We start from the raw sequence: 25,345 nt of genomic DNA on the forward strand, positions 1-25,345 counted from the left end.
ATTGATCGAGCGACAAAATATTGCGCTCTAGCTCTGCGCTACACTTCAGGGCGCGGACATGCGATAATGCCACTCGGCCGAAGCGGATGCTTTGCGTGACGGTCGACCCGACGACGTCGGCGCATTATTTTCATTCCCGTAACCATCGTCGACGCTGAATTATCGAAGGAGATTGCGCTCGAGTCTCATAGATACGGTCGAGATGCGACGAAAAAGGATAAGATTGCTTCAAGGGTGAGGCCAAATGCTCGAACTCGACTGTGAGAATTGCTCGAACGTCACGACGCAGGGTCTTCGAGCGCTTCAACACAGCGTGCTCGAGAGCCTGGCGCGCGGCAAGCCCTTGCGCGAGACGATGAACGAGCTGTGTCGGCGCGCCGAGCGGCTCGCGCCCGCGGTCATCTGCTCCGTCCTGACCGTCGACCGCGAGGGGCGGCTGCATCCGCTCGCCGGTCCGAGCCTGCCGGATCATTATTCGATGTCGCTCGACGGCATGCGCATGGGGCCGGACGCCGGCTCCTGCGGCGCCGCCGCCTATTTCGGCGAGCCGGTCGAGGTCACCGACATAGAGCACGATCCCCGCTGGGCCGACTTTCGCGCCTTCGCCCTTCCGCTCGGGCTGCGCGCCTGCTGGTCCTCTCCCATTCGCGCGTCGGACGATCGCGTGGTCGGCACTTTCGCTTTTTATTATCCGTCCTGCCGGGGAGCGAGCCCGCTCGACCGCACGATCGTCGAGACCTGCGTGCATTTGTGCGCCATCGCGCTGGAACAGGAGGAGCGCAAAGAGCGCATCCATCGGCTCGCCTATTTCGACCCCGTCACCGGCGTCGCCAATCGCGCCTCGATGGAGCAGGATGGCGAGACCGCGATCGCCGCCGCGGTCGCCAATGGCTTCGGCGCGGCCATCCACTGCGTCGACCTCGACAATTTCAAGGAGATCAACGACACGCTCGGGCATCGAGCCGGCGACATTCTGCTCAAATCCGTCGCCGAGCGCATCGTCGCCATCGTAAACAAGGGCGACATCGTCGCTCGCATCGGCGGCGACGAATTCGCCGTGGTTCAGTCGCATGCCGCCTCGCCCGCGGATGTCGTCGGCTTCGCCGCGCGACTGATGGAGGCGATGGCCGCCCCTTTCGACCTCGAGGAGGCGATGGCGACGGTCGGGGTCAGCGTCGGCATCGCGCGAGCGCCGAAGGACGGCTATGATCTGCGCACGCTGATGCGCAAGGCGGATTTCGCTCTCTACGAAGCCAAGTCGAGCGGCCGTGGCCATTTTCGCTTCTTCGATCCCGAAATCGAGTCGCGCATCGCGGCCAATCGACGAATCTGGCAGGATCTCAAGCAGGCCGTCGCCGCCGGCGAGTTCGAGCTGCATTTTCAACCCATCGTCGCGCTCGGCGTCACGCGCGTCTGCGGCTATGAGGCGCTGCTGCGATGGCGACATCCGCGCGATGGCCTGCGGACGCCGGAGGACTTCCTTCCCGTCGCGACGAAGGCCGGCCTCCTATACGAGATCGGCGCCTGGATATTGAACGAGGCTTGCGCCTCCGCGGCCGCCCTGCCGCCAGACACGCGCGTCAGCGTCAATGTCGCCCAAGTCCAATTGGAGAAGACCGGCTTCGCAAGCGATGTCGCCGCGGCCCTCGCCGCCTCGAGATTGGACCCGAGCCGGCTGGAGATCGAGATCGCGGGATCGGTCCGGCTCGCCGACAATGCGGACATTCTGGACTGTCTGACCGCGATACGGGCGCAGGGCGTCTCCATCGCGCTCGACGATTTCGGCGTCGGCGGCTCGGCCCTCGCGCATCTTCACGCTCTTCCGGTGAATCGCATCAAGATCGGCAGGCCCCTGGCCCAGGAGGCGCAGAGCAGTCCGCGCGCCGCGACGATCGTGAAGACGATCATCGCGCTCGCGCACGAGCTCGGGATAACGACGACGGCGGAGGGCGTCGAGACCGACACGCAGCTGCGCATGCTGGGCCAGTTCGGCTGCGACGAGGTTCAGGGCTTCGTCATCAGCCCGCCGCGACCGCTGAGCGCTTTCCTCGACGGCGCCGAAACAATCGGCGGCGGCGCGCGTCCGCCGTCGTCGCTCGCATGATCGGGGGCGCCGGGCGGGTTTTATAAAAGAGCCGGTTCGGGTCTTTCGAGCAAAAAACCCGCGCGACATAGCGCGCGCGGCGACGAAGCGGACTCCGCGGACGAGCGCGCTATATTCCGACGAGAACGGCGACGGAGAGACATTTCCGTTGCTCCTGAAGAGCTTTCCGGGACAGTTCGGCAAAAAGTCGCGTTTCCTCTGTCGGCGGCGCGTCGGAGTTCGAATTATGGGTGGTAATGGGCGCGGTTCGCGTTCCGAGGAGCCGGAAATCGTCGAGCCGGAGGCCCTCGACGCCTCGATCCGGGCGGATCAGGCGCAAATGCTCGCCGAAGGACAGTCCGTTCTCGTCTTCAATGCGGTGAACGCCGCAATCGTCGCCGGCGTTTTCCGCGATTTCTACTCCCACGCGCAAATCGCCGCCTGGCTTCTCGCCTTCGTCATAGTGGTGGCGGCGCGCGTCATGCACGCCCGCCGTTTTCGCGCCGCGGAGGCGTCCCCGGACGCGGTGCGGCGCTTCCTGTCGCTGTGGGCGGTCGGCTCGACGCTCACCGGCTGCCTGTGGGGGATCGCTTCCTCGGTCCTGTGGCTGACGCCCGACGCCGGCTATCACGCCTTCGTCGTCTTCGCCGCCGGCGGCATGGCGGCCGGCGCGGTCATGACCAATTCGTCTTATCTGCCGGCGATGTTCGGCTTCATCGCGCCGGATGTGCTGCCGCCGATCATCGCGCTTTTCGCGCGCGGGGAGCCGACCGCCGCGGCGATGGGGGCGCTGCTCTCGGCCTTCACCGCCGTGCTGATCATCCTCGGCCTGCGCGCCAATGGCTGGCTGACGTCGGTGTCGCGGCGCAGGCACGAGCAGGAAGCGCTGTCGGCGGCGCTTCATCAGCGCAACGCGCTGCTTCACGCCGTTTCGACCGCGGCCACCGAGCTGACCACCGCGGCCCCGAGCGCGGCGGCCATTCCCGATCTGCTCGAATCCGTCGGAGCGGCGATCGGCGCCGACCGCATTCTCGTCTTCGAGTCCGGCTCGGCGCTGACCGGCCCCCCGTCCCTGCTCCATTTCTGGCAGCGCCCCGAATCTGCGATCACGCTGGACGCGACGTTTTTCGAAACCGACAGGACGCGCAGCGCGTTTTTATCCGATCCGCTGCTCGCCGCTCTGTCCGAGCGCCGGCCGGTGACGGCGACGACGCAGGCGCTCGACCCCGGCCCCGCCAAGGCCTTTCTCGAGCGGGCCGGCGCGCGCTCCGTTCTGTTCGCGCCCATCGTCGTCGACGGCGCCTCATGGGGATGGGTCGAGGTCGAAGACTGCCGGACCGAGCGCCAGTGGAAGGCCGCAGAGATCGACGCGCTGCGCATACTCGGCGACATCATCGGCGGCTCGGTCGCGCGTCAGCGCTATGTCGACCGGCTCCGCGACGCCAATGAGGTGGTCGAGCGCAGCCCGACGCTGCTGTTCCGTCTGCGCATGGAGGGCCGCAAGCCGCGTCTCGTCTATGTTTCCCACAACATCGCGCTGTTCGGCTACGACCCTTGGGAGCTGACCGACCCCGCGAGCAGCCTCGCCGATTGCGTTCATCCGGACGATCTCGACAAGGTCGGCGCGTCGCTGGCGCGCGCGGCGGCGGACGGCAGGCGCGGCGGCATGGTCGAATTCCGCTTTCGTCGACGCGACGGCGGCTATCGCTGGCTCGACGCCCGCTACGCCGCGCGTGACCGCTCGGGGCGATCTCAGCTGATCGAAGGCGTGGCGCTCGATGTGACCGAGCGCAAGGAGGTCGCCGACCAGATCGCGCTGCTCGCGCAGACCGACGCTCTGACCGGCCTCGCCAATCGGCGAAGCTTCATCGACGCGCTGCGCCGCGCCTTCGCGCTCGCCGAGGCCGGCGGCGAGGCCTTCGCGCTCCTCTATATCGACGTCGACCACTTCAAGGAGGTCAATGACCGGCTCGGCCATGCGAGCGGCGACGCTCTGCTGGAGGCGCTCGCCGCGCGGCTGAAAGGACATTGCCGCGCCGGCGACGTCGTCGCACGGCTCGGCGGCGACGAATTCGCAATTCTCCAATCCAAGGCGCGCGATGAAGCGAGCGCAGCCGCCATGGCGGCGAAAATCTGCGCGCTCGCGGCCACTCCCTACACTCTGCCCGGCGGCGAGCTGCTCGCCACTGTCAGCGTCGGCGTCGCCCCGTTCGCCTCTAAGACGGAGGGGCCCGATCCGATGCTGGCGCGCGCCGACCGCGCGCTCTATCACGCCAAGGCGAGCGGCAGAAACCAATATCGCATCTTCTCCGAAGCGGATGGGACGGGACCAAAGGACGGCGGTGCGACATAAATGTCGCACGTCGATCTTTTGCTCAAGCTGTCACGAAACCGTCCGCGAAACGTCGATTCCGGACTCTAACCGCACGGCCATGGTTCACAGGCTAGAGCTCGGGTTAGGGGACATGTCGAAAAACATCTGGACTGCGCGGGCGTCGACGCTCGCGATCGGTGTCGTCATCGCGGGCGGCGCGCCGCTCGAAGCGCTGGCGCAGACCGACATCGGCGCTCTGACGGTGGTTTCGCGCCAAGCGAAACCCAAAAAGGCGAAAACCGCCCACGCCCGCGCGCCACGCGCCGCCGCGGCCGCACGCACGACCAGCGGAACGGCGGGCGGCTCCCGCGGAGCGGCCCGAGTCGCCGCTGCGGCGCCCGTCGTCGCCGCTCCCGCCGCGTCGCAGATCCCGGTCTTCGCCTCCAACGCCGTCGGCTCCAAGGCGCCGCCCGGCTCCGCTCCCGCGCTCGCTCCCTCGCAGGCCCCGCTCGACGCCATCGAGCCGACCTCGATCGTCAGCGACAAAGTCATCCGCGACATGATCCAGCCGAGCGCGGATCTGAACGAGATCATCAAATATACGCCCGGCGCCGTCGCCACGGCCAACAACGGCCTCATCGGCGACACCAATAAGGGCGGCTGGCGCGGCTTCTCCGACGGCCAGTACAACGTCACCTTCGACGGCATCCCCTTCGGCGACGAGAACAACCCCTCGCACCACTCGGCCTCCTATTTTCCGAGCGGCTTCATCGGCGGCGCGACTGTCGATCGCGGGCCCGGCCCGGCCTCGCAGGCGGGCTATGCGACCTTCGGCGGCACGCTCGGTCTGCGCTCGCTCGAGCTCTCCGACAAATTCGGCGGCAGCGTCGAGAACTCCTATGGCAGCTACAGCACATTCGTGACGACGGAGACCTTGCAGACCGGTCTCGACAAGACGACGGGCGTGCGCGCTCTGCTGCAATATTCGCATTCCGACACGGCCGGCGCGCAACAATATGGCACGGTCGAGCAGAATGGCTGGCTCATCAAAGCCGATCGCGATTTCGGCCTCGTCAATGTGACTTTGTTCGGCAATTACAGCCGCGAGCATTATCGTAACGTCACCAGCATCACCTATCCGCAATATTATTCCGCCGGCTCTCATTACAGCGCCGTCGGCTCTGATCCGACGACGCAGCAATATTTCGGCAATAACGTGTCCGAGAAGCAGACGGACATGGAATATATCAATCTGAAGTGGGATTATTTCGGCATCCAATTCAACAATAAATCCTACACCTATTCCTATTGGTATCCTTGGTGGCAACGCAACTCCGCCGATCAGACGGTCGAGGGGTCCTCGCTCTTCGGCGTTCAGCCCAAGGCCACCGGCCTCAATCTGCCGAAGCAGGACGTCATCGGCTTCCTCCAGATCAATAATTATCGCGCCTGGGGCAATTTGTTCGACGCCAAATACGATGTCGTCGCAGGCTATGCGAGCGGCCAGCTGCGCAGCGGCGTCTGGTGGGAGCGCGGCGACAATTGGCGCCGCCAGTTCTACACGGACTACACCAATGGCGTCGACTTCCCGCCGATCGCCACATCGATCGCCCAATATCAAGCCTCCTACAAGCTCGATCTCGGCTCGCATTATCAGAATGCGCAGCCCTGGATCGAATATGAGTGGAAGCCGATCGAAGGTCTCTCGATCACGCCCGGCTATAAATTCATATCCTTCACCCGCAATCAGACGGCGCGCATCAATCAGACGACGCTCACGCCGCTCTATTACGAGCACACCTATCGCGCCGGCCTTCCCTTCCTCTCCGTGCGCTACAAGGTGCTGCCCGAGCTCGCGGTCTACGGCCAGGCGTCGCGCGGCTTCCTGGTGCCGACAGTGTCGGCCTATTATGTCGTCAACCCGGACGCCAACAACATACAGCCGCAGACGACGACGAACTTCCAGCTCGGCGCCGTCTACAAGACCGAGAAGCTCGCCGCGGACATCGCCGTCTATCAGATCACCGCGAACAACTTCCCGATCGTCATCACCAATGCCGACAAGACGCAGAATTACCAGAACGGCGGAACCGCGCGCTATCGCGGCGTCGAGATGGAGCTGACCTATCAGCTGATGGATGGTCTCGCTCTCACGGCGAATGGCTCGATCTCCGACGCCCGCTTCCTCGAGGGGCAATATACCGGACTCTATGTCGGCGCCGCGCCGCGCTACACGGCGGTCGGCGGCGTCGTCTATGACGATGGACGCTTCTTCGGCTCGCTGCTGCACAAGCAGGTCGGCGATCAATGGGGCGCCGTCGGCCAGCGTTCCTTCGCGTCGATCTACGCCGCCGGCCTCACCAATCCGACGCTCAACTACATTCCCTCCTACGCTTCGACCGATCTCGTCGTCGGCGCGCGCGGTCAATGGCTGAAGGACTGGGGCTACGACAATAAGATCGAGGTGAAATTCGGCGTCAACAATATCGCCGACAATCGCTCCGTCACCGCCATCGCGGGCGATCCGACCGGCTTGCTCTCCGTCGCCAACACCAAGCTGACCTACTCCTTCCAGGCGGGGCGGCTGCTCTACGGCGGCCTGAAGATCGATTTCTGAGGCTATTCGACAGAATCCGCCCGGCGGCGCAGGTCGCCGGGCATTTCGTAATCAAAGCGTCGTAAACGGGCGCCATGCGAAGCCCCGAGAGACGCGGCCGAAACATGCGAGCCCGGCCGCCCGAAGGATCAAGCTCAATGGAAGCCATATCGATTTCGCCCATCGCGCTATTCATGCAGGCGGGGATCGTCGGCAAGATCGTCATGATCGCGCTCGGCGCCGCCTCGCTCTGGTGCTGGGCGATCATCATAGAAGTCGCCGTGCTGACGAGCCGGCTACGCAAGGCGATCGACGAGGCGCAACATGGCCGGCCCTCGCCGCTGCTGGCGCCGGTGATGGCGGAGGCGGCGCGCGCCGCGCGCGTCATGGTCCCCGGCGAGAGCGTCGGCGAGCGCCGCTCCCGCATCGTCGAGACCACCGGCCGCGCCGCCCGCAAGCTGCTCGTCGCCACCGAGGCCGGCCTGCCCAATCTCGCCGTCATCTCCTCGGTCGCGCCCTTCGTCGGCCTGTTCGGCACTGTATGGGGCATTATGACGAGCTTCGTCGGCATCGCCGACTCGCAGGACACCAGCCTCGCCGTCGTCGCGCCGGGCATAGCCGAGGCGCTCGCCGCCACCGCCTTCGGCCTCGCCGCCGCCATTCCGGCGGCGATCGGCTTCAACCGCATCGGCGGCACGCTCGCCCATACGGGCGAGGCGCTCAGCGACCATGTCGAGGAGCACGCCATCACGCTCGTCGGCGGCGTCGAGGGCGAGCACGGACGCAAGATGGCGGAGGCCGCCTGAATGGCCTTCTCCGCCAAACGCGGCTCGGGCGGCTTCCAGCCCTTGTCCGATATCAATGTCACGCCGCTGGTCGATGTGATGCTGGTGCTGCTCATCATCTTCATGGTCACTGCGCCGATGATGGCGCAAGGCATGAAGGTCGATTTGCCGCAGGCGCGCGCCGCCAAGCCGGTCAATCCGAAAGAGCCCGTCGTCATCACCGTCGCCAAGGGCGGCAGGCTGATGCTCGGTCCCGATGAAATCTCGCTCGACCGCGTCGTCGAGGCGGTGCGCGCCAAGATCGGCGGCGATCTCTCCCATGTCATCCATCTGCGCGGCGACAAGGAATCCTCGCTCGGCGATCTCGTCGCGCTGATGGATGCGCTGTCCTCGAACGGCATGACCCATATCGCGATCCTGTCGATGCAGGCGAAAGGCGCGAAGGCGGCCGACAAAGGAATCGTGAAATGAACGCCGCCTTCGAGGCCGGAGACTATCCGCAATTGCGGCCGCGCTGGCTGCGGCCGGTGGCGGGCGGGGCGCCGCTCCTCGTCCATCTCGCGGCCTTCGGCGTTCTGGCGCTGACCGCGGCGGAGCCGCCGAGCGCGACCTCCGACAGTTTCGAAGTCTCCTACGTTCAGGACGGCGAGGCGGCGCAGCAGGCGAACGCCGACACCGCCCCCGACGAGCTCTCCCACGCCGACGACAGCACGGTCGCCCAGGACGCCGCAGAGGCGCAAATGGCGGAAGCGCCGAAAGCGCCCGCCCCCGACGCGCCGACGCCGCTCGCTCTCGCCGAGGCGAAGATTCAGGCGCCCGACGCGCTCACCATGCCGCTCGCCAAGCCGCGTGACGACGAGCCGAAGCCGACGCTCGACCAGCGTCCCGATCGCGAGAAGGCGAGCGAGCGGACGCCCGTCGAGCCGATCGCCGCCGAGGGCAAGGTCCAGCGGCAGGCGACAGCGGCGGCGGAAGCCTCGGAGGCCTCCTCCTCCTCGGCCGATCAAATCGGCGTCACCGACGGGCGCAAGACGCAGAGCGGCGCGACGCGAGCCCGCTACGGCGCCAAGGTTCTGGCCGAGATTCAGAAGCATATGTTCTATCCGCCGCAGGCGCGGCGCGGCGGCTCGAAGGGCGATGCGATCGTCGTCTTCACCGTCGGCTCCGACGGACATATGGTCGAACGGAAAATCGCCAAATCCGCCGGCGACGAGGCGCTCGACCGAGCGGCGCTGGCCATGGTCGACGCGACCATCGCGCCGCCGCCGCCCGCCGGCCGCTTCTATGGCCGCACGACGATCAAATTCGACATTCGCCATTGAGGCGGCGGGGCGGAGAGCATATTTCCGTTTGGCCCGCATCGGGTTAGACTTGCGCGATGACCGACGCCCCCATCCGCTATGTCGAGCCCGTCTTTCGCCCGCCGAGCGAAGCGGAATCGCTGATCCTCCCGGTGACCGACGGCTGCTCGTGGAACCGCTGCGCCTTCTGCGAAATGTACACCGCGCCGCAGAAGCGCTTCCGTCCCCGCGACGAAGCGGAGGTGATGGAGAGCATAAAGCGCTGCGGCGAAATCTACGGCGCCTTGGTGGCGCGCGTGTTTCTGGCGGATGGCGACGCCATGACCTTGTCGACGCGCCGTCTCGCAGCCATTCTCGAGGCGATCCGCCGCGAGCTGCCGGGCGTGCGCCGCGTGTCGAGCTATTGCCTGCCGCGCAATGTGAGCCGCAAATCCGTCGCGGAGCTGCGCGAACTCGCCGAGCTCGGCCTGTCGCTCGTCTATGTGGGCGCGGAATCGGGCGATGACGACGTGCTCGTGCGGGTCGACAAGGGCGAGACCTTCGCCTCGACGCAAGAGGCGCTGGAGAAGCTCGGCGCGGCCGGCGTCAAGCGCTCGGTGATGATCCTCAACGGGCTCGGCGGGGCATCGTTGAGCGAAGCGCACGCCGCCCATTCCGCCGCTCTGATCAACGCCGCCCAGCCGGAGTTCCTGGCCACGCTGGTCGTCAGCTTCCCCGCGGGCGAAGCGCGGTTTCGCGACAAATTCCCCGATTTCGCACCGCTCGACGTGCCCGGCCTGCTGCGCGAGATGGAAATTTTCCTCTCGCGGCTGGAATTGAAGCGAACCGTCTTCCGCAGCGACCATGCCTCCAATTGGCTGGTGCTGCGCGGCACGCTCGGCGCCGACAAGCCGCGCCTGCTCGAGCAATTGCGCGCCGCCATCGCCGCGCCGGAGGCGGCGCCGCTGCGGCCGGCCTGGGCGCGCGGTCTCTGAAGCTTCGCAATATGCGCTGGCGCACAGCGTCCCCCGACGATCGCGGTCATGATACGCTCGGTCGACCAGAATCGAGACGCGAAAGCCCTCGGCGCGGCGCGTCGACCATTAGAGCGTTTCCAGCCGAAGTGGACACCGGTTCGGCGTTGGAAACGCGTCAAAACAAAAGCCTAGAGTCTTTCCGTGTTTCAATGAAACACGGAAAGACTCTAGTCGAAAGGGAAAGATGCGCGCATGATCAAGATCGAGCTCGAGCCGCAGATCGCGAAAGAGCTCTTGATCGTCCTGGAGCGACGCCTATTGACCATTCACGAGGTCGAGCAAAGGCTGAAATCCGTCGAATTCGGGACGACCGAGCAGGAGAAGGAAGCCATCATTCCGATGATCATCGCGCTCGAGACGGCGCTGAAGATTCCGCCCCATCAATAGAGCGTTTGCAGCCAAAGCGGACGCCGGTTCGGCGTCGGAAACGCGTCGAGACAAAAGACTCTCGGTCGTCGATCGGCGCGTGCGTCGGAGCGGCGGGGAGGCTATGCTCGCCTCCTCCCACCGCACCAAAGGCGCGCAAACATGCAATTTCTCCACACCATGATCCGCGTCGGCGATCTCGACCGCTCGCTGGACTTCTTCTGCGGCAAGCTCGGCCTCGTCGAGGTGCGCCGCACCGAGAGCGAGAAGGGCCGCTACACGCTCGTCTATCTCGCCGCGCCGGACGATCTTCCGCAGGCGAAGGGCGCGGGCGCGCCGCTCGTCGAGCTCACCTATAATTGGGACGAGCATGATTATGCGGGCGGCCGCAATTTCGGCCATCTCGCCTTCGCCGTCGACGACATTTATGCAGTCTGCGCGCGCCTGCAGGCGGCGGGCGTCACCATCAACCGTCCGCCGCGGGACGGCTTTATGGCCTTCGTCCGCTCGCCCGATCAGATCTCGATCGAGCTGTTGCAGAAGGGCGCGCCGCTGCCCCCGGCCGAGCCCTGGAGCTCCATGCCGAACACCGGCGCCTGGTGAGCGCCGAGCGGGATTTCGATCGGGCGACTCCCGGCAGGCGTTCGTCGACCGAGCGACCAACGCCTGCTCGGGCGCGCGCTCAGTAATAATAGCGGCGGCGGCGGCGCCAGTAGCGCGGCCGATAGTAGCGCCGGTAGAAGCGGCGACGCCAGCGCGGCCGCCAGACGCGGCGGCGGTAATACCAATAGGTCTTTTCGACCTTCGCTTGCTCGAGGTCGGCTTCGGTCGCCACAGCGGCCTCGGGAGCCGGCTCCGGCGCCCGCGGGGCGTCGAGCGGCGCGACCGAGGTGAGCGCCAGCGAGGGACCGGCGGCGAGGACCGCCGCCGCGCCAGCGACGAAAAATTTCATGAAAGCGCGACGTTCCATCGACATTCCTCCATAACAGCCGCCGCGACCGGCGCGGAACGCGCCCTATCCGCAATGGCTCTCCATCAGAAATCGCGCCGCTTCGACGGCCGGCAAGGCCATCGCCGCCGCCGCGCCCTCGCGTGCGGCCGGGAGCGCGGTGGGGAGCGCGATGAAACCTTTTCACTTCTACGACGTTTTGCTTACGCGGCGTCCTGCGGGGACGCCGGAGCGACCCAATAGATTCAAATGAAGTCCAGTTTTGTGACGATATAACGGTAGGTGAGAATGCGGGGAAAGACTTTGAAAAATCTGGTCCGGCTTTTGCGTGTTGGTGGGGGAGCCATGTTGCGAGGAACGGAAGCCGACACGGCGACGCGCGGAAGCCGCACGAAGAATACGGGAATTCCGAAGATGCATTTCGATGGAACAGGAGAGTTTCGTTCGCAGGACGGAGAGAAGGTCATGCTCGTCACCGATCTGATCCATTCATGCTCGAACGACCAGGTCGCGCAGGCCGCGACATGCTGCATCGGAGGCGTTTTCGCCGAGAGAGTCCGCGCCGTGGCGCTGGAGAAGGGAGTCAGCGAAGGACGCTTCGTGGCCGTGGTGGTGCGCGATTTCGCGCTGCGCGCCGATGAGGCGGAGCGCGCCCAGCTCGCCCGCGAGATGATCGGCTCCGATCAGCCGATATTGAGCGGGCTGCGCAGGGTCGTCGAAAAGGCCTTGGAGGGCGGCGCGCAATTCGCTGACGATGTGAAGGGCTTTGGACTGCCCTTCGTTCGGCGCGACGGCGGCCTCTCCTTCGACGGAGCCGCCCGCCTCCAGCGCGCCGCACGTCCCGACGCGCGCTGACGGCGGTCTCGCGCCAGTTGGTTTCGCGCCTCTTGCCCGGGGCCCGTCCGGCAGTGACAATGCCGCCCCTATGTCGCATCGGGGGCCGCGCATGTCAGAATTGATAAACGAAGCGACGATTGTCTCGATTCTGACGACCTATGGCTATTGGGCCATATTCTTCATCGTCGCGCTCGAGAGCTCGGGCATTCCCCTCCCCGGCGAGACGACGCTCGTCGGCGCGGCGATCTATGCCGGCCATTCCGGCAATATGGACATAGGACTCGTCATAGCGGCCGCGGCGGCGGGCGCGATCCTCGGCGACAATATCGGCTTCTGGATCGGGCGCGAGTTCGGCGTGAAGCTGCTGATGCGCTATGGCTCCCATATCGGCGTCGGGCCGCCGCAATTGCGGCTGGGGCAGTATCTCTTCATGCGCTGGGGCGGCGCCATCGTCTTCTTCGGCCGCTTCATCGCGCTTTTGCGCATATTAGCGGCCGTGCTCGCCGGCGCCAATCGCTTCGATCCGCTCAAATTCCTGTTCTACAACGCCGCCGGCGGCATATGCTGGTCGCTGGTCTTCGGCCTCGGCGGCTATGTGTTCGGCGCCGCCATCAATCGCGTCGCCGGCCCCATCGGCTGGCTCGGCCTCGCCGGCGCCGTCATCGGCGCCTTCCTGCTGTGGCGCTATTGGAAAATCCACGAGGAGCGGCTGACGAAGGAGGCCGAGGCGCATTTCGAACGCATCGATCATCGCCCGCCGTGACGCGCGGACCTCAACTATGCGCGAGCCGAGCGAGCGCTATCACGGCTCCGAGAATGACGAGCGTCTGAAAGCCGATCGTTCCGAACAGCCATTTGATGATCTCGGCTTTCGTGGCCTCGATCTTCGCCTCGAGGCGCAGCTCGGCCTTTTCGATCTTCGACTCGACGACGGCAAGATCGGCCTTGGTCGCCAGCTCCTGGCTCGTCGCCTCGGCGAAAGCTTCGGCGGTCGCCTGGGCGTGCGGGACGCCGGCGGCCTCGAGCTTCTCCACGAATTTCAAAGTATCGAATGCGACGGCGGCGCTCATGATGGGTCCTGATCGGATACGCCAGCAATATGGCGCGGCTGGGCCTTTGCATCCAGTTCTATAGGATCCCTCGGCGCAGCCAGAGCGCGCCCGAAACGCCCCGCCTCCCAGCCGATGATCGCCTGCTTGCGCGTCAGCCCCCAATGGTAGCCGGTGAGCGCGCCGCTCGCCCCGAGCACGCGATGGCAGGGCACGACGAAGGAAACGGGGTTGCGCCCGACAGATGCGCCCACCGCCCGCGCGGCTCCGGGCTTGCCGAGCCGCCGCGCGATCGCCCCGTAAGTGGTCGCCCGGCCCATGTCGATGTCGAGCAGCGCCTCCCAGACGGAAACGTCGAACTCCGAGCCGATCAGCACGAGGCGCAAGGGCCGCTCTGGCCGCCATTCCGCCGGATCGAAGGCGCGCCGCGCGAAATCTGCGGTCGCCGCGCCATCGAGCGAAAATCGCGCCTTCGGCCAACGGCGGCAAAGATCGTCGAACGCCTCCGCGCGCGCGCCGTCGACGAAGCCGAGCCCGGCGAGACCGCGCTCCGTCGCGACCAATATCGCTTCGCCGAAAGGCGAAGGGTGGAAGCCGTAGCGCATCTCCAGCCCCTCGCCGCCGCGCTTGAACTCGCCCGGCGTCAGCGCCTCATGGGTCACGAAGAGATCATGCAGGCGCGAGGGCCCCGAAAGACCGAGCGAGAGAGAGGCGTCGAGCAGGCTCGTCTCGCCGCCGAGCAGCGCGCGCGCATGGCGCAAAGTCAGCGCCTCGAGGAAGGCCTTGGGCGAGAGTCCCGCCCAGCGCCGGAACAAGGCGCGCAAATGCGCCTCGGAAAGGCCTGCCGCGGCCGCCATGTCCTCGACCGAGGGCTGCCGGCGCCAATTCTCGCCGATGAAGCGGATCGTCTCCGCGACTTTCGCATAATCCTCCTGCGGCCGTGCTTCGGCGAGAGGAGGGATTGTCGCGAGAGGATTGTCGGAGCGCAGCGTCATGGGCGCATCATGGCGCGGGCGGGCGGGCGCCGCCACCCGAAAACGCATCAGGAATAGACCGGCCCGCGCTTGGCCGTCGCCAACGCGCGGGAAAGCTCCTCGGCGAGCGCCGCCTTCTGCTCCGGCGCGAGAAACGCGCCGATCTCGACACGCTCGCCGCGCGAGACGATGAGCACGCGCTGCATGCCGAACTCCTCGTCCTCCTCCGTCTCGAGCCGCAGCCAATAAGTGTCGAAGCGCCGCTCCTGCCGCAGGCCATAGGCGCTCTTCTTGACGATGACGAGCTCGAAGGGGGTGAGGCAAAGGCTCTCGAACGCCCTGGCGGAGCGGAAGCTCACACGGAGCGCGACATAGAGCGCCAGCACGTCCAGCCCCATGAAGCCGACCACCGGCCAGGCGCCGAGAATATAGAAGGGAACCGACAGCACGCATGTTCCCGCGCCGAACAGCAGGATGAACACATGCGCCTGTCGCGGCGTCATCGAGCGATGCGGGATGAGCCGCGTCTGATAAATGGCTTCCGCCGCAATGGCGTCCGCCGAAGAAGCGCTCGCCGTCACGCCGCCGCCTTTCGTTCTCCGGTTTGTCGAGTTATAACGCCTTTATGCCGAACGAAAAGAGCCCGCTCGCCAAGGCGCGGCGCCCCGCATCGCCGCGCAGCCGCGAGGCCGCCCGCATCGAGGAGATTTTCGCGCGTCTCGAGGCGGCCGATCCGCATCCCAAAGGCGAGCTCGAGCATGTGAATATCTTCACCCTGCTCGTCGCCGTGGTGCTGTCCGCGCAGGCCACCGACGTCGGCGTCAACAAGGCGACGCGCGCTTTGTTCCAAGTCGCCGACACGCCGCAGAAGATGCTCGCGCTCGGCGTCGAAGGGCTCCGCGGCTACATCAAGACGATCGGCCTCTATCCCACCAAGGCGAAGAACGTCATCGCCCTCTGCGCGCAGCTGATCGAGAAGCACGGCGGCAAGGTTCCCTGTGATCGCGAGGCGCTGCAGGCGCTGCCGGGCGTCGGCCGCAAGACGGCCAATGTCGTGCTCAACATCGCCTTTCACGTGCCGGTGATCGCGGTGGACACGCATATTTTCCGCGTCTCCAACCGGCTGCCGCTCTTCAAGGGCAAGACCGTCGAGCAGGTGGAGGAAGGCCTCGAGAAAATCGTGCCCGAGCGCTTCAAGCTCCACGCGCATCACTGGCTGATCCTGCACGGGCGCTATGTGTGCAAGGCGCGCCGGCCGGAATGCGAGCGCTGCATCCTCGCCGATCTCTGCCGCTTCGAGGGCAAGACGATCTGACGGCCGGGGCGCCGAAACCGCCACGAATATTCCCCTCTCCCCGCATGCGACGCGACGGAAGGCGGCGCAGGCCGCGCGAGCCTATCAGCGCGAAAGCGCCCGGAATGTGCGGCGGCGCACGAACGCCGGCCCGCTCTCCCGCTAAACCGAAGCCATAGGCCAGCCGAAGAGAGGGAGGGGTCATGCGCTTCGAAGTCTCCGCCCCTCGCGCAGCGCGCGCGCCCGCCACGAATCAGAAACCATTCATTAACGCAGCCCATAAAAAAGGCGGGTCGCGGCCGGTTTCGCAGGCGCCCGAGCCGGTCGGCAATAAGCGTATTATTTTCAGACAATTGAAGCGAATCCTGAAGCCTGCGGCGCCCGATCTCCGCGCTTGTCGCGCCGCGCGCGCCGACTTATACGGACAGCTCCGCTCGCGTGCGGCCAGTCCCAGTTTCCGGCGTTTCGCCGTCACCTCCCGGCTCCATGCCCACTCTTTATCATCATCCGCTCTGCCCCCATTCCCGCTTCGTGCGGCTGATTCTCGCCGAATATGGAATCGAGACGACGCTGATCGAGGAGAGAGCGGCGGAACGGCGGCGCGAGTTTCTGACGCTCGACCCCGCCGGCCGGACGCCGCTGCTCGTCGACGACGACGGCAGCGTGATTCCGGGGGCGAGCGTCATCGTCGAATATCTCGAGGATTGCCTGCCGAGCGATTTCACCGGCCTGCGGCTGATGCCGCGCGGGCTGCGCGAGCGCGTCGAGACGCGCCGGCTGATCGATTGGTTCAATGTCAAATTCTTCGACGAGGTGACGAATTATCTGGTCACGGAGAAAGTCTACAAGCGCTTCCTCGCTCCCGAGATCGGCGGCGGCGCGCCGGACATGGACCTGCTGCGGGTCGCGCGCGCCAATCTGCGTCCCCATATCCGCTATATCGGCTATCTGACCGAGGCGCGGCGCTGGCTGGCGGGCGAATCCCTGACCTATGCGGATTTCGCGGCGGCGGCCCATCTCTCCTGCGTCGACTATCTGGGCGACGTGCCATGGGACGAAGACGAGACGGTCAAGCACTGGTATCAGCGCATCAAGTCGCGGCCGGCCTTCCGTCCCCTGCTGGCCGATCGCGCGCCGGGCATGACGCCGGGACCGGTCTACGCCGAGCTGGACTTCTGACCCTCGAGGAGGCCCTGCGCGCCCGCGCGGCCGAACTCGGCTTCGATCTCTGCGCCATCACGACCGCCAGCGCTCCGGCGAAGGCCGGCAAGCGTCTCGCCGAATGGCTCGCCGCCGGCGCCCATGGCGATATGGGCTGGATGGAGGAGACCGCCGATCGCCGCGCTTCGCCCGTGGCGCTGTGGCCGCAGGCCCGCTCCATCGTCATGCTCGGCGTCGATTATGGCGCGGAAGGCGATCCGCTGGCGATTCTGGCGAAGCCCGATCGCGGCGCGATCTCGCTCTACGCGCGCCGGCGCGATTATCACGAGGTCATCAAAGGCCGGCTGAAGCAGCTCGCCGGCTTTCTGCTGGCGCAAGCGGGCGGCGGCGAGGTCAAGGTCTTCGTCGACACGGCGCCGGTGATGGAGAAGCCGCTGGCCGAGGCCGCCGGGCTCGGCTGGCAGGGCAAGCACACCAATCTCGTCTCGCGGCGCTTCGGCTCCTGGCTGCTGCTCGGCGCGATCTTCACCGATCTTTCGCTCGCGCCGGACGCGCCGGAACAGGACCATTGCGGCTCCTGCCGCAAATGCCTCGACATTTGCCCGACCAAGGCCTTTCCGGCGCCCTATCGGCTCGATGCGCGGCGCTGCGTCGCCTATCTCACCATCGAGCACAAGGGCCAGATTCCGCGCGAGTTTCGAGATGCGATCGGCAATCGCGTGTTCGGCTGCGACGATTGTCTCGCCGTCTGCCCCTGGAACAAATTCGCGCAAGCGACACGCGACGCCAAGCTCACTCTGCGCGAGGAGCTGGCCGAGCCCGCCCTCGCCGATCTCGCCGCCCTCGACGATCCGGGCTTTCGCGCAATGTTCGCGGGAACGCCGGTCAAGCGGCTCGGCCACGCCCGCTTTCGCCGCAATGTGGCGATCGCGATCGGCAATTCGAAAATTCCAGCGCTCGCCTCTGCGGTCGAGCCGCTGCTCGGCGATCCCTCACCGCTGGCGCGCGGCGCGGCGGTCTGGGCGCTGGCGCGCCTCCTGCCCCCGGGAGATTTCGCCGCTCTCGCCGGGAAAGCCCTCCCGCGAGAGGACGACGCCGCCGTACGTGAGGAGTGGGCAAAAGAGACACACCTCTCGAAAAAGTGACGTCGCGGCGCAGATTGCCGCGGCGCAACGCCGGCGCGTCCATGGATTCGCCAAACCGCAAACAGTAGAGTTCTCCGCGCCGCCCCTCGGGCTCGCGCCTCACGCCGAACGCCGCCGCCATGTCCAATGTTTCGCGACGCACAATCGATGATCCGGCCGCCGAGGCGGCGCGCCTTCTCGCGCGTCTCAGCATCATGCTGCTGTTCATCATCTCGCAGCTCGCGCCGATCCTGACGCGGCAGACGATCTATATTCTGCTGCCCATCGGCGCCGCTCTGCTGCTGCTCTCCGCCAGCCTCGCGCCGGGGACGCGGCGCTTGCGGGAGATCGCCGTGCTGGCGCTGACGCCGACGGCTTTGGCCGCCTTCTTCTTCGTCGGCTGGACGGGACTGTCGCTCGCCTGGACGCCCTTCGGCGCCGGCCCGGCCGAGCGCTACGCCAAGAGCGCCGCGACCTTGGCGCTGGTCGCCGCCGCCTGCGCGCTGCTGCCGGCGCGCACAAAAACCTCCAATCTCAATCTTCTGCCGATCGGCACCGGCGCCGCCGCCGCGGCGCTCGCCGCCGTCGCTTTTCTCTCGGCGGGCGGCGGCGATCAGCCCGTCGATCTCGACAGCAACGCCTTGCAGCGCGCCGGCCTCGGCCTGGCGCTGGCGATCTGGCCGGCGCTCGGCGCGCTGGCGCTGCGTGGCCGCTGGGTGTCCGCCGCCGTCGTCGCTCTCGTCAGCGTCGCAGCCTGCCTGCTGGCGCGCGCGCCCAACGCTCTGCCGGCGCTCATCGCCGGCGCTCTGGTGCTGGCGCTGTCCTTCGGCAAGGCGCGGCGCGCCGGCTCGATTCTGGCGATTTCCTCGGCGGCCTTGATCCTGCTCGCGCCGCTGGCGCCTATGCTCCTGCATTTCGCCGCGCCCGAGCGCCTGCCCGCCTTCGCGGCGCCGCTCGAGAGCTGGGGCCGGATCATCGCCAATGACGGGCCGCGGCTGCTCATCGGCCATGGCTTCGGCGCCGCCGTGTTCGGCGTCGCCGGCCATTATCTCTACCCGGACACGCCGCGCAGCCTGTTGTTCCAGGTGTGGTTCGATCTCGGAATTCTCGGCGCGCTCGGCCTCGCGGCGATCGTCGCCCGCGCCTTTTATATCATCGGGCGGACGCGGCCGGTGCTCGCGCCCTTCCTGCTCGGCGGATTGGCGACGGGGCTGACGATCTGCGTGCTGGGTCCGGCGGCCGAGCAGCTCTGGTGGCTGACGCTCGCCGGCCTCGACGCCATCGCCTTCGCTCTGGTGCTGAAGGGTCAGTTCCGCACGCGCCGTCCGCGCGTCGAGCCCAATTGGGGCATGGGCCGCATCGCCGTGCGCTGAAGGCTCGGCGGATCTCGCCTCACTGCGGACACACGATGCCTCGCGCCACGCTGACCTCGCCGTCCGAGCCCTCGACTCGCGAGACGGCCAGCACGCAATCCTCGTCATCGGCGCCATAGGCGCGGCCGACCAATATGGCCGGCCCGGAGCCGAAAGGCCGCAGCGCCGTCGCGCTGTCGCCGAAGGCGACGCGTTCGATCGGAGCCGCGAGGATGGGGGCGTCGGAGCGCGCGCCGAGCGACGGCGTGGCGGCGAGCGACGCGCCGAGGCAGGCGGCGAGGGTCACGCCGACGAGAATGCGCGAATTGCGGGTCGAGGAGGGCTTACGCGATACGGCCATGATGCGACGCTCCCGGCGAAGGCCGACGGGAGCGAACGCCTCTCCCCGAAGCGTCGGCCGCGCCTCTCATGGGCTGTAACGCGGCGACGTCGGTCAGGGTTGCAGGGACCGTAGAATCCGAAGGGGCGAGGGCCAAGGAAGAGGGCAAAGGGCGAGGACGGCGCCTCGCCCCGGCCTCACTCGCAGACGCGAGTCGGACGATAGCCGACGACGACGCCATATTCGTCGAACACGGGGCGACGCTCGCGCCAGCAGCGATAGGGCGGCGGCGCTTCATAGACGGGGGCCGGATAATAGGCGGGCGCGCCATAATAGGGCGGCGGCGGCGGAACCGGACGCCCCGCGCTGCCGGCGAGCGCGCCGAGCGCGAAACCGCCGATGCCGGCCGCAATGGCCGCGCCCGGATCGCCCGCGGCGGCCGGCGCGGCCGTCATGATCGGCGCGACGCCGAGCCCGAGCGCGACGAAGACGCTCGCGATTTTCCGTGCCGAAATCTCCTTCATGACTTTCTCCATGACCCCCCGGGGCTTCGCTCGGACGGCTTGTCCCCGAGTCGCACCCTCTGCGCGCGCCGAGCGCGTCGATGAAAGCCAGAAAACGTAAATGAACGGCGAAAACGTGGCCGCGACGTTCACGCTCGCGCGATTTTCGCCGAGCGATGCGTTCACGCCACAGCGGCGGCGCGCGGCTGCTCCGGAATGGGAAAACGCAGCACGATGCGTGTGCCCTTGCGACGAATCGCCGGGCTCTGCGCGACAATGGTTCCGCCCATCGCCTCGACGAGCCCGCGGCAGATGGAGAGGCCGAGGCCGGTGCCGGCTTTGCGGCCGTCGACGCGCCCGCCGCGATAGAATTTCTCGAAAATGCGCTCGAGATCGCCCGGCTTCACGCCCGGCCCCTCGTCGGTCACGGTGAGCAGCAGATCGGCGCCGTCGCGCCGCGCATAGACGGAGGCCGCGCCGCCCCCGTATTTATTCGCATTGTCGAGCAGGTTGAACAAAATCTGCCCGAGCAGGCCAGAGTCGCCGCGAATCGCCGGCAAGTCCGGCGCGAGGCTCATCGAGACCTTCAACTGCGGAAATTCTTTCCGGCTGCGCTCGACCGCCGCGCGCGCCGCCTCGCCCACGTCGACGAGTTCGCGGCGCGGCGCGAGCGCGCCCGATTCGATGCGCGACATGTCCAGAAGATTGACGACGAAGCGCGACAAACGCGCCGCCTCCTCCTCGATCGAGGCGAGGAGATCGACCCGATCCGTATCGGCGAGCCGCTCGCCGAGCTGACGCAGGCTGGTGACGGCGCCGGTGATGGAGGCCAGCGGCGTGCGCAGATCATGGGACAGCGAGGCGAGAAGCGTCGTGCGCAGCTTCTCATTCTCCTCGAGCGCGGCGGCGCGCACCGATTCGCCGACGAGCAGCGAGCGATCGACGGCGATCGCCGTCTGCTCGAGAATGGCGGTCAGCATTCTCTCGCTCTGCGCGGAGAGCGCCTCCTCCGCATTCTTCGGCTCGAGGCCGATCACGGCGACGACGCCGCGCGTCGTCGCCAGCGGGCGAAACTCGAAACGTATGTTGGGCAGAGTGCCGCTGCGCAGTCCCGCGGGCTCGGCGCGCTCATAGGCCCAGCGCGCGGCGCCGGCCTCCTTGGCGTCCAATTGATCGATGGGCGGCCAGGCGGCGGAGAGCGTCAACTCGCCCTCCTCCGGCACGAGCAGAACGACGCATTTGGCGTCGAGCGCCTTTTGCGCATGCACCGCGGCGGCCCATAGAACCTCGTCGAGCGAGGCGGCGCTCGACAGCTTGCGCGAGAATTCGAACAAGGATTGCGCCGCCTCCGCCCGCGCGCGCATGGCGCGCGATTGCTCGCGCACGCGGCCGGCGAGCGTGCCCGTCACTATGGCGACGAAGCTATAGACGAGCAGCGACAGAAACTCGTGCGGCTGCGAAATGGTGAGCTCGTAGCGCGGATCGACGAAGAAGAAATCGAAAGCGAGGAATGAGAGGATCGACGCCGCCACCGCGGACCACACGCCGGCCGCGAGCGCGCAGAACACGACCGAAGCCAGAAAGATCATCCCGAGATTGGGAAGACGCAGCCACATGTCGAGCGGCCAGGCGATGAGAGTGGCGAAAGCGACCGAGGCCAGCGTCGCGCCGACGCCGCGCCAGAATTCGCGATGCGGCGAATGCGCCGGCGCGCGGCGCGTCTCCTCCGCGGCTTTCTCGCGGCCTTCGGTGATCACTTGCACGGCGATATCGTCGGAGCGCCGCACGATCTCGTCGGTCAATGATTTGCGCCGCAGCCGCGCCAGCAGCCCCGCGTGGCTGCGGCCGACAACGATCTGCGTGATGTTCTCGCGCCGCGCGAAACGCAGCGCCTCGCCGGCGAGATCGCGCCCGGCGATGCGCTCGACCTCTCCGCCGAGACGCTCGGCGAGTCGCAGCGCCTCGTCGATACGCCGGGCGCGCTCGGCGTCCTGCTCCTCCTCGCCGATGCGCTCGACATGCAATGCGATCCATTGCGCATTGAGCCCCGTCGCGAGGCGCGCGCCGGCGCGCACGACGGGCTCCGCCAGACTGTCGCCGCCGACGCAGACGAGCAGGCGTTCGGAGGTCGCCCAAGGGCCTTCGATCGCATTCTGCCGCAGATAGTCGACCATTTGATCGTCGACGCGCTCGGCCGTGCGGCGCAGCGCCAGCTCGCGCAGCGCCGTGAGATTGCGCGGCGTGAAGAAATGCTGCACGGCGCGGCGCGCCATGTCGGGCACATAGACCTTGCCCTCTTCCAAGCGCTGCAGCAGCTCGTCCGGCGTCACATCGACGAGCACGACCTCGGCCGCATCCTGCAGCACGCGATCGGGAACCGTCTCGCGCACGGCGACGCCGGTGATGCGCGAGACGACGTCGGCGAGACTTTCGAGATGCTGAATATTGAGCGCGGTCCAGACATCCACGCCCGCGTCGAGCAGCTCCTCGACATCCTGCCAACGCTTGGGGTGGCGGCTGTCCGGCGCATTGCTGTGCGCGAGCTCGTCGACGACGATGAGCGCCGGATGGCGCGCGAGCGCGGCGTCGACGTCGAATTCCTCGAGCATGCGGCCGCGATAATCGATTTTGCGCCGCGGCAGCGTCTCCAGCCCTTCCGCCAGCGCTTCCGTCTCGCGACGCCCATGCGTCTCGACGAGGCCGATGACGACATCGGCGCCGTCGGTCTTCAGCGCGCGGGCGCGGGCCAGCATGGCGTAGGTCTTGCCGACGCCCGGCGCGGCGCCGAGAAAGACGCGCAGCTTGCCGCGCTTCTCGCGATCCGCGAGCGCGAGAAGCGCATCCGGGTTCGGTCGGCGTTCGAAATCGTTTCCCGCCTCCGCCATTGTTCACGCTCTCGCAACGCTCGTGGTCCGACGAAACAAAATGCTCGAGCCGCGCCGGCCGCGCAAGCGCGCGAGCGCGAAATATCCCCGATTCCGCCCGATCTTTATGAGGCCCTTATACGAACCGTCGAATCGCGAATGGCTCCTTTACGGCTCCGCGGCGCATGTTGCGGCCGTCGACCCTTCAGGAGACGCGAGAATGTTCCAAATCATCAGCGCGGCGATCGCCGTCCTGTCGCTCGTCGCGGCCTATGCCGCGGCTTGGCGCATCTATCGAACGGCCTGGGACCGAAAGGCGAAGGCCGAGCTCGACAGACCAAAAGTGACGCGCGCGGGAGCCCTCATTCTGCTTTTGCGCCGTCGCCGCCTGCTGAAAGCGCGATACGCGGAGCTGCGTCGAGCCGGAGCGTCGCAGGACCGAAAATTCGCGTGAGCGTGAGCTCATTCATCTCCGACACATCATCGATACGGAGCCAGTCCATGCTCGACCTCGTCTATCTTTGCCTCAGCGCCATCTTCTTCGCGCTGATGGGAGCCTATGCGCGTTTCTGCGGAAGATTGTGAAAGGACAAGTCGATGTTCGAACCCACGCTCGGCTTGGGCGTCGCCGTCTTGCTCGGCGCCTATCTCGTCTACACGCTTCTTCATCCCGAAAAGTTCTGACGGCATCGTCCGACTTTTGCCAAAGGACCACAAAATGAACGCCATCGGTCTGGCGCAAATCGCGATCGTGCTCGCAGCCGTGCTGGCCGCAGCCGTTCCACTCGGCGCCTATGTCGCGCGCGTGCTCTCCGGCCAGCGCAATTTTCTCTCGCCGATCCTCGCGCCGGTCGAGAGGCTTTTCTACAAATTGTCGGGCGTCGATCCGGCGCGCGAGCAGAGCTGGCTCTCCTATGCGATCGCCATGCTCGTCTTCAGCGTCGCCGGCTTCGTCTCGCTCTATGCGCTGCAGCGATTCCAGCATCTGCTGCCGCTGGATCCGCAGGGCTTCGATCCGGTTCCGCCCGATCTCGCCTTCAACACGTCGATCAGCTTCGTCACCAACACCAATTGGCAGAATTACGCCGGCGAGACGACGATGAGCCATCTGACGCAAATGCTCGGGCTCACCGTGCATAATTTCGTCTCCGCGGCAACCGGCCTCGCCATGGCTTTCGCGCTGGCGCGCGGCTTTGCGCGCGCAGAGTCGCCGACGGTCGGCAATTTCTGGGTCGATATCACGCGCTCCACGCTCTATGTGCTGCTGCCGCTGTCCATCGTCTTCGCGCTCGTCCTCGTCGCGCTCGGCGTTCCGCAGACGCTTCTCGGCTCGCTCGAGGCGACGACGCTCGAGGGCGCCAAGCAGATCATCTCGATCGGCCCGGTCGCCAGCCAGGAGGCGATCAAGGAGCTTGGAACCAATGGCGGCGGCTTCTTCAACGCCAATTCCGCGCATCCATTCGAGAGTCCCGACGCCATCACCAATTCGCTCGAGATTTTCGCGCTGCTCGTCATTCCCTTCTCGCTCGCCTTCGCTTTCGGGCGCGTCGTCGGCGATATGCGCCAAGGCCGCGCCATCGCGATCACCATGATGATCGTGCTCGTCGCCGGCGTCGTCGTCGCCTATTGGGCGGAGGCCGGCGGCAATCCGCTGCTCACCGAGATCGGCGTCGATTCGTCGCCCGGCAATATGGAAGGCAAGGAAGTGCGCTTCGGCGTCGCCACCAGCGCGCTCTTCGCCGCGGCGACGACCGGCACCAGCACGGGCGCGGTCAATTCCATGCATGATTCCTTCATGCCGCTCGGCGGACTCGTGCCGCTGTTCAACATGCTGATGGGCTCGATCGCGCCCGGCGGCGTCGGCGCGGGACTCTACGGCTTCCTCGTTCTCGTCGTCATCGCCGTCTTCGTCGCCGGCCTCATGGTCGGCCGCACGCCGGAATATCTCGGCAAGAAGATCGAGACGCGCGAGATGAAGCTCGCCATGCTCGCCGTGCTCGTCTATCCGCTCTGCGTGCTCGGCTTTTCGGCGGCCTCCGTTCTGGTGAAGACCGGCCTCGACAGCCTCAACAACGCCGGTCCGCACGGGCTCTCGGAGATCCTCTACGCCTTCGCCTCGACGACCGACAATAATGGCTCGGCCTTCGCGGGGCTCTCCGGCAACACGCTCTGGTACAATACGACGCTCGGCCTCGCCATGGCCTTCGGCCGCTTCGCCTATGTGATTCCGGTGCTCGCCATCGCCGGCGCGCTCGCGCAGAAGAAACGGGCGCCGGCGTCGATCGGCGCCTTCCCGACGCATGGTCCGCTATTCGTCGGATTGCTGATCGGCGTCATCGTCATCCTCTATCTGCTGCAATATTTCCCTGCGCTGGCGCTCGGCCCCATCGTCGAGCATTTCCAGCTGCAGGCCGGCAAGCTGTTCTGAACGGAGTTC

The 25,345-nt window shown here is 66.6% G+C and carries 26 protein-coding genes; 19 read left to right on the plus strand and 7 right to left on the minus strand.

All coding sequences use genetic code 11. The features are described 5' to 3' along the window. The first annotated feature begins 244 nt into the window (after positions 1 to 244). The 9 genes from AC6IY7_RS04825 to AC6IY7_RS04865 all read left to right on the plus strand — a co-directional run bounded on the left by AC6IY7_RS04825 (position 245) and on the right by AC6IY7_RS04865 (position 11,064). Positions 245 to 2,104 (plus strand): putative bifunctional diguanylate cyclase/phosphodiesterase, encoded by a 1,860-nt coding sequence (locus AC6IY7_RS04825; RefSeq protein ID WP_497781919.1) that lies wholly within the window; start codon positions 245 to 247, stop codon positions 2,102 to 2,104. A 226-nt stretch (positions 2,105 to 2,330) separates the two neighbouring features. Beyond that, a complete protein-coding gene (locus AC6IY7_RS04830) occupies positions 2,331 to 4,436 on the plus strand; it encodes a diguanylate cyclase (RefSeq protein ID WP_497781920.1) in 2,106 nt (701 codons plus the stop codon). A gap of 112 nt (positions 4,437 to 4,548) precedes the next feature. Next, positions 4,549 to 7,014: a TonB-dependent receptor gene (locus AC6IY7_RS04835; RefSeq protein ID WP_497781922.1), complete on the plus strand. Its 2,466-nt coding sequence runs from the start codon at positions 4,549 to 4,551 to the stop codon at positions 7,012 to 7,014. 137 nt (positions 7,015 to 7,151) lie between these two features. Then, positions 7,152 to 7,799: a MotA/TolQ/ExbB proton channel family protein gene (locus tag AC6IY7_RS04840; protein WP_497781923.1), complete on the plus strand. Its 648-nt coding sequence runs from the start codon at positions 7,152 to 7,154 to the stop codon at positions 7,797 to 7,799. Further along, positions 7,800 to 8,249 carry an ExbD/TolR family protein gene (locus tag AC6IY7_RS04845; protein WP_497781925.1) on the plus strand — a complete coding sequence of 150 codons (450 nt, stop codon included), beginning with the start codon at positions 7,800 to 7,802 and terminating at the stop codon, positions 8,247 to 8,249. It begins immediately after the preceding gene. Continuing rightward, positions 8,246 to 9,100: an energy transducer TonB gene (locus tag AC6IY7_RS04850; protein WP_497781927.1), complete on the plus strand. Its 855-nt coding sequence runs from the start codon at positions 8,246 to 8,248 to the stop codon at positions 9,098 to 9,100. The genes AC6IY7_RS04845 and AC6IY7_RS04850 overlap by 4 nt, the downstream gene beginning before the upstream one ends. A gap of 56 nt (positions 9,101 to 9,156) precedes the next feature. Next, entirely contained in the window at positions 9,157 to 10,053 is an 897-nt protein-coding gene (locus AC6IY7_RS04855; RefSeq protein ID WP_497781928.1) for a radical SAM protein, read from the plus strand. 234 nt (positions 10,054 to 10,287) lie between these two features. Further along, positions 10,288 to 10,482, plus strand: coding sequence for a hypothetical protein (locus AC6IY7_RS04860; RefSeq protein WP_497781930.1), 195 nt, complete (start codon positions 10,288 to 10,290; stop codon positions 10,480 to 10,482). A 141-nt stretch (positions 10,483 to 10,623) separates the two neighbouring features. Next, on the plus strand, positions 10,624 to 11,064 hold the full coding sequence (locus AC6IY7_RS04865) for a VOC family protein (protein ID WP_497781931.1): 441 nt from the start codon (positions 10,624 to 10,626) through the stop codon (positions 11,062 to 11,064). Positions 11,065 to 11,143: 79 nt separating this feature from the next. Here AC6IY7_RS04865 and AC6IY7_RS04870 read toward each other — a convergent pair whose 3' ends face one another. Next, complete coding sequence (locus AC6IY7_RS04870) at positions 11,144 to 11,431, minus strand: hypothetical protein (protein ID WP_497781932.1); 288 nt, start codon at positions 11,429 to 11,431, stop codon at positions 11,144 to 11,146. 324 nt (positions 11,432 to 11,755) lie between these two features. On the opposite strand from AC6IY7_RS04870, the gene AC6IY7_RS04875 reads away from it, so the two are divergent. Together AC6IY7_RS04875 and AC6IY7_RS04880 are read left to right on the plus strand one after the other, a co-directional pair. Then, positions 11,756 to 12,265 (plus strand): hypothetical protein, encoded by a 510-nt coding sequence (locus AC6IY7_RS04875; protein WP_497781934.1) that lies wholly within the window; start codon positions 11,756 to 11,758, stop codon positions 12,263 to 12,265. A gap of 91 nt (positions 12,266 to 12,356) precedes the next feature. Continuing rightward, complete coding sequence (locus AC6IY7_RS04880) at positions 12,357 to 13,010, plus strand: DedA family protein (protein ID WP_497781936.1); 654 nt, start codon at positions 12,357 to 12,359, stop codon at positions 13,008 to 13,010. A 10-nt stretch (positions 13,011 to 13,020) separates the two neighbouring features. Here AC6IY7_RS04880 and AC6IY7_RS04885 read toward each other — a convergent pair whose 3' ends face one another. Genes AC6IY7_RS04885 through AC6IY7_RS04895 form a run of 3 tightly spaced genes read right to left on the minus strand, consistent with a single transcriptional unit; the run spans position 13,021 to position 14,851 of the window. Beyond that, entirely contained in the window at positions 13,021 to 13,317 is a 297-nt protein-coding gene (locus AC6IY7_RS04885) for a DUF1640 domain-containing protein (protein ID WP_497781937.1), read from the minus strand. Then, a complete protein-coding gene (locus tag AC6IY7_RS04890; protein WP_497781938.1) occupies positions 13,314 to 14,291 on the minus strand; it encodes a methylated-DNA--[protein]-cysteine S-methyltransferase in 978 nt (325 codons plus the stop codon). The genes AC6IY7_RS04885 and AC6IY7_RS04890 overlap by 4 nt, the downstream gene beginning before the upstream one ends. Before the next feature lie 47 nt (positions 14,292 to 14,338). Further along, positions 14,339 to 14,851 carry a DUF2244 domain-containing protein gene (locus AC6IY7_RS04895; protein WP_497781939.1) on the minus strand — a complete coding sequence of 171 codons (513 nt, stop codon included), beginning with the start codon at positions 14,849 to 14,851 and terminating at the stop codon, positions 14,339 to 14,341. Between the two features lie 44 nt (positions 14,852 to 14,895). Between AC6IY7_RS04895 and nth the strand changes: the two genes are divergently transcribed. From nth to AC6IY7_RS04915, 4 genes are all read left to right on the plus strand, one after another. Next, a complete protein-coding gene (gene nth / locus AC6IY7_RS04900) occupies positions 14,896 to 15,585 on the plus strand; it encodes an endonuclease III (RefSeq protein ID WP_497781940.1) in 690 nt (229 codons plus the stop codon). A 465-nt stretch (positions 15,586 to 16,050) separates the two neighbouring features. Continuing rightward, positions 16,051 to 16,743, plus strand: coding sequence for a glutathione S-transferase family protein (locus tag AC6IY7_RS04905; protein ID WP_497781942.1), 693 nt, complete (start codon positions 16,051 to 16,053; stop codon positions 16,741 to 16,743). Between the two features lie 14 nt (positions 16,744 to 16,757). After that, positions 16,758 to 17,870: a tRNA epoxyqueuosine(34) reductase QueG gene (queG, locus tag AC6IY7_RS04910; protein WP_497782784.1), complete on the plus strand. Its 1,113-nt coding sequence runs from the start codon at positions 16,758 to 16,760 to the stop codon at positions 17,868 to 17,870. A gap of 119 nt (positions 17,871 to 17,989) precedes the next feature. Continuing rightward, entirely contained in the window at positions 17,990 to 19,222 is a 1,233-nt protein-coding gene (locus AC6IY7_RS04915; RefSeq protein ID WP_497781944.1) for a hypothetical protein, read from the plus strand. Between the two features lie 19 nt (positions 19,223 to 19,241). Here AC6IY7_RS04915 and AC6IY7_RS04920 read toward each other — a convergent pair whose 3' ends face one another. The 3 genes from AC6IY7_RS04920 to AC6IY7_RS04930 all read right to left on the minus strand — a co-directional run bounded on the left by AC6IY7_RS04920 (position 19,242) and on the right by AC6IY7_RS04930 (position 22,929). Next, the gene (locus tag AC6IY7_RS04920; protein ID WP_497781945.1) at positions 19,242 to 19,562 is read right to left on the minus strand and encodes a hypothetical protein; all 321 of its coding nucleotides are present in this window, start codon (positions 19,560 to 19,562) and stop codon (positions 19,242 to 19,244) included. Between the two features lie 176 nt (positions 19,563 to 19,738). Then, positions 19,739 to 20,065 carry a hypothetical protein gene (locus AC6IY7_RS04925; protein WP_497781946.1) on the minus strand — a complete coding sequence of 109 codons (327 nt, stop codon included), beginning with the start codon at positions 20,063 to 20,065 and terminating at the stop codon, positions 19,739 to 19,741. Between the two features lie 161 nt (positions 20,066 to 20,226). Continuing rightward, positions 20,227 to 22,929: a DUF4118 domain-containing protein gene (locus tag AC6IY7_RS04930; RefSeq protein WP_497781948.1), complete on the minus strand. Its 2,703-nt coding sequence runs from the start codon at positions 22,927 to 22,929 to the stop codon at positions 20,227 to 20,229. Between the two features lie 199 nt (positions 22,930 to 23,128). Between AC6IY7_RS04930 and AC6IY7_RS04935 the strand changes: the two genes are divergently transcribed. Genes AC6IY7_RS04935 through kdpA form a run of 4 tightly spaced genes read left to right on the plus strand, consistent with a single transcriptional unit; the run spans position 23,129 to position 25,336 of the window. Next, on the plus strand, positions 23,129 to 23,362 hold the full coding sequence (locus AC6IY7_RS04935) for a hypothetical protein (protein ID WP_497781949.1): 234 nt from the start codon (positions 23,129 to 23,131) through the stop codon (positions 23,360 to 23,362). Continuing rightward, positions 23,359 to 23,493: a hypothetical protein gene (locus tag AC6IY7_RS04940; RefSeq protein WP_497781950.1), complete on the plus strand. Its 135-nt coding sequence runs from the start codon at positions 23,359 to 23,361 to the stop codon at positions 23,491 to 23,493. Before AC6IY7_RS04935 ends, AC6IY7_RS04940 begins: the two co-directional genes overlap by 4 nt. Positions 23,494 to 23,505: 12 nt before the next feature. Continuing rightward, positions 23,506 to 23,592, plus strand: a complete 87-nt coding sequence (gene kdpF / locus AC6IY7_RS04945; protein WP_497782785.1) for a K(+)-transporting ATPase subunit F — start codon at positions 23,506 to 23,508, stop codon at positions 23,590 to 23,592. A gap of 34 nt (positions 23,593 to 23,626) precedes the next feature. Further along, a complete protein-coding gene (gene kdpA, locus AC6IY7_RS04950; RefSeq protein WP_497781951.1) occupies positions 23,627 to 25,336 on the plus strand; it encodes a potassium-transporting ATPase subunit KdpA in 1,710 nt (569 codons plus the stop codon). Positions 25,337 to 25,345 lie beyond the last annotated feature (9 nt).

It is taken from the genome of Methylosinus sp. is20ea, from assembly GCF_059718135.1.

Excerpts from the sequence above, each read along its gene's own strand:
- kdpF (WP_497782785.1), top strand. The coding sequence starts at position 23,506 with ATGTTCGAACCCACGCTCGGCTTGGGCGTCGCCGTCTTGCTCGGCGCC.
- AC6IY7_RS04860 (WP_497781930.1), top strand. The coding sequence starts at position 10,288 with ATGATCAAGATCGAGCTCGAGCCGCAGATCGCGAAAGAGCTCTTGATC.
- AC6IY7_RS04855 (WP_497781928.1), top strand. The coding sequence starts at position 9,157 with ATGACCGACGCCCCCATCCGCTATGTCGAGCCCGTCTTTCGCCCGCCG.
- AC6IY7_RS04865 (WP_497781931.1), top strand. The coding sequence starts at position 10,624 with ATGCAATTTCTCCACACCATGATCCGCGTCGGCGATCTCGACCGCTCG.
- AC6IY7_RS04880 (WP_497781936.1), top strand. The coding sequence starts at position 12,357 with ATGTCAGAATTGATAAACGAAGCGACGATTGTCTCGATTCTGACGACC.
- AC6IY7_RS04850 (WP_497781927.1), top strand. The coding sequence starts at position 8,246 with ATGAACGCCGCCTTCGAGGCCGGAGACTATCCGCAATTGCGGCCGCGC.
- nth (WP_497781940.1), top strand. The coding sequence starts at position 14,896 with ATGCCGAACGAAAAGAGCCCGCTCGCCAAGGCGCGGCGCCCCGCATCG.
- AC6IY7_RS04885 (WP_497781937.1), bottom strand. The coding sequence starts at position 13,317 with ATGAGCGCCGCCGTCGCATTCGATACTTTGAAATTCGTGGAGAAGCTC.
- AC6IY7_RS04835 (WP_497781922.1), top strand. The coding sequence starts at position 4,549 with ATGTCGAAAAACATCTGGACTGCGCGGGCGTCGACGCTCGCGATCGGT.
- AC6IY7_RS04825 (WP_497781919.1), top strand. The coding sequence starts at position 245 with ATGCTCGAACTCGACTGTGAGAATTGCTCGAACGTCACGACGCAGGGT.
- AC6IY7_RS04905 (WP_497781942.1), top strand. The coding sequence starts at position 16,051 with ATGCCCACTCTTTATCATCATCCGCTCTGCCCCCATTCCCGCTTCGTG.
- AC6IY7_RS04915 (WP_497781944.1), top strand. The coding sequence starts at position 17,990 with ATGTCCAATGTTTCGCGACGCACAATCGATGATCCGGCCGCCGAGGCG.
- AC6IY7_RS04845 (WP_497781925.1), top strand. The coding sequence starts at position 7,800 with ATGGCCTTCTCCGCCAAACGCGGCTCGGGCGGCTTCCAGCCCTTGTCC.
- AC6IY7_RS04920 (WP_497781945.1), bottom strand. The coding sequence starts at position 19,562 with ATGGCCGTATCGCGTAAGCCCTCCTCGACCCGCAATTCGCGCATTCTC.
- AC6IY7_RS04830 (WP_497781920.1), top strand. The coding sequence starts at position 2,331 with ATGGGTGGTAATGGGCGCGGTTCGCGTTCCGAGGAGCCGGAAATCGTC.
- AC6IY7_RS04875 (WP_497781934.1), top strand. The coding sequence starts at position 11,756 with ATGTTGCGAGGAACGGAAGCCGACACGGCGACGCGCGGAAGCCGCACG.
- AC6IY7_RS04870 (WP_497781932.1), bottom strand. The coding sequence starts at position 11,431 with ATGGAACGTCGCGCTTTCATGAAATTTTTCGTCGCTGGCGCGGCGGCG.
- AC6IY7_RS04935 (WP_497781949.1), top strand. The coding sequence starts at position 23,129 with ATGTTCCAAATCATCAGCGCGGCGATCGCCGTCCTGTCGCTCGTCGCG.
- kdpA (WP_497781951.1), top strand. The coding sequence starts at position 23,627 with ATGAACGCCATCGGTCTGGCGCAAATCGCGATCGTGCTCGCAGCCGTG.
- AC6IY7_RS04840 (WP_497781923.1), top strand. The coding sequence starts at position 7,152 with ATGGAAGCCATATCGATTTCGCCCATCGCGCTATTCATGCAGGCGGGG.
- AC6IY7_RS04925 (WP_497781946.1), bottom strand. The coding sequence starts at position 20,065 with ATGAAGGAGATTTCGGCACGGAAAATCGCGAGCGTCTTCGTCGCGCTC.
- AC6IY7_RS04890 (WP_497781938.1), bottom strand. The coding sequence starts at position 14,291 with ATGACGCTGCGCTCCGACAATCCTCTCGCGACAATCCCTCCTCTCGCC.
- AC6IY7_RS04930 (WP_497781948.1), bottom strand. The coding sequence starts at position 22,929 with ATGGCGGAGGCGGGAAACGATTTCGAACGCCGACCGAACCCGGATGCG.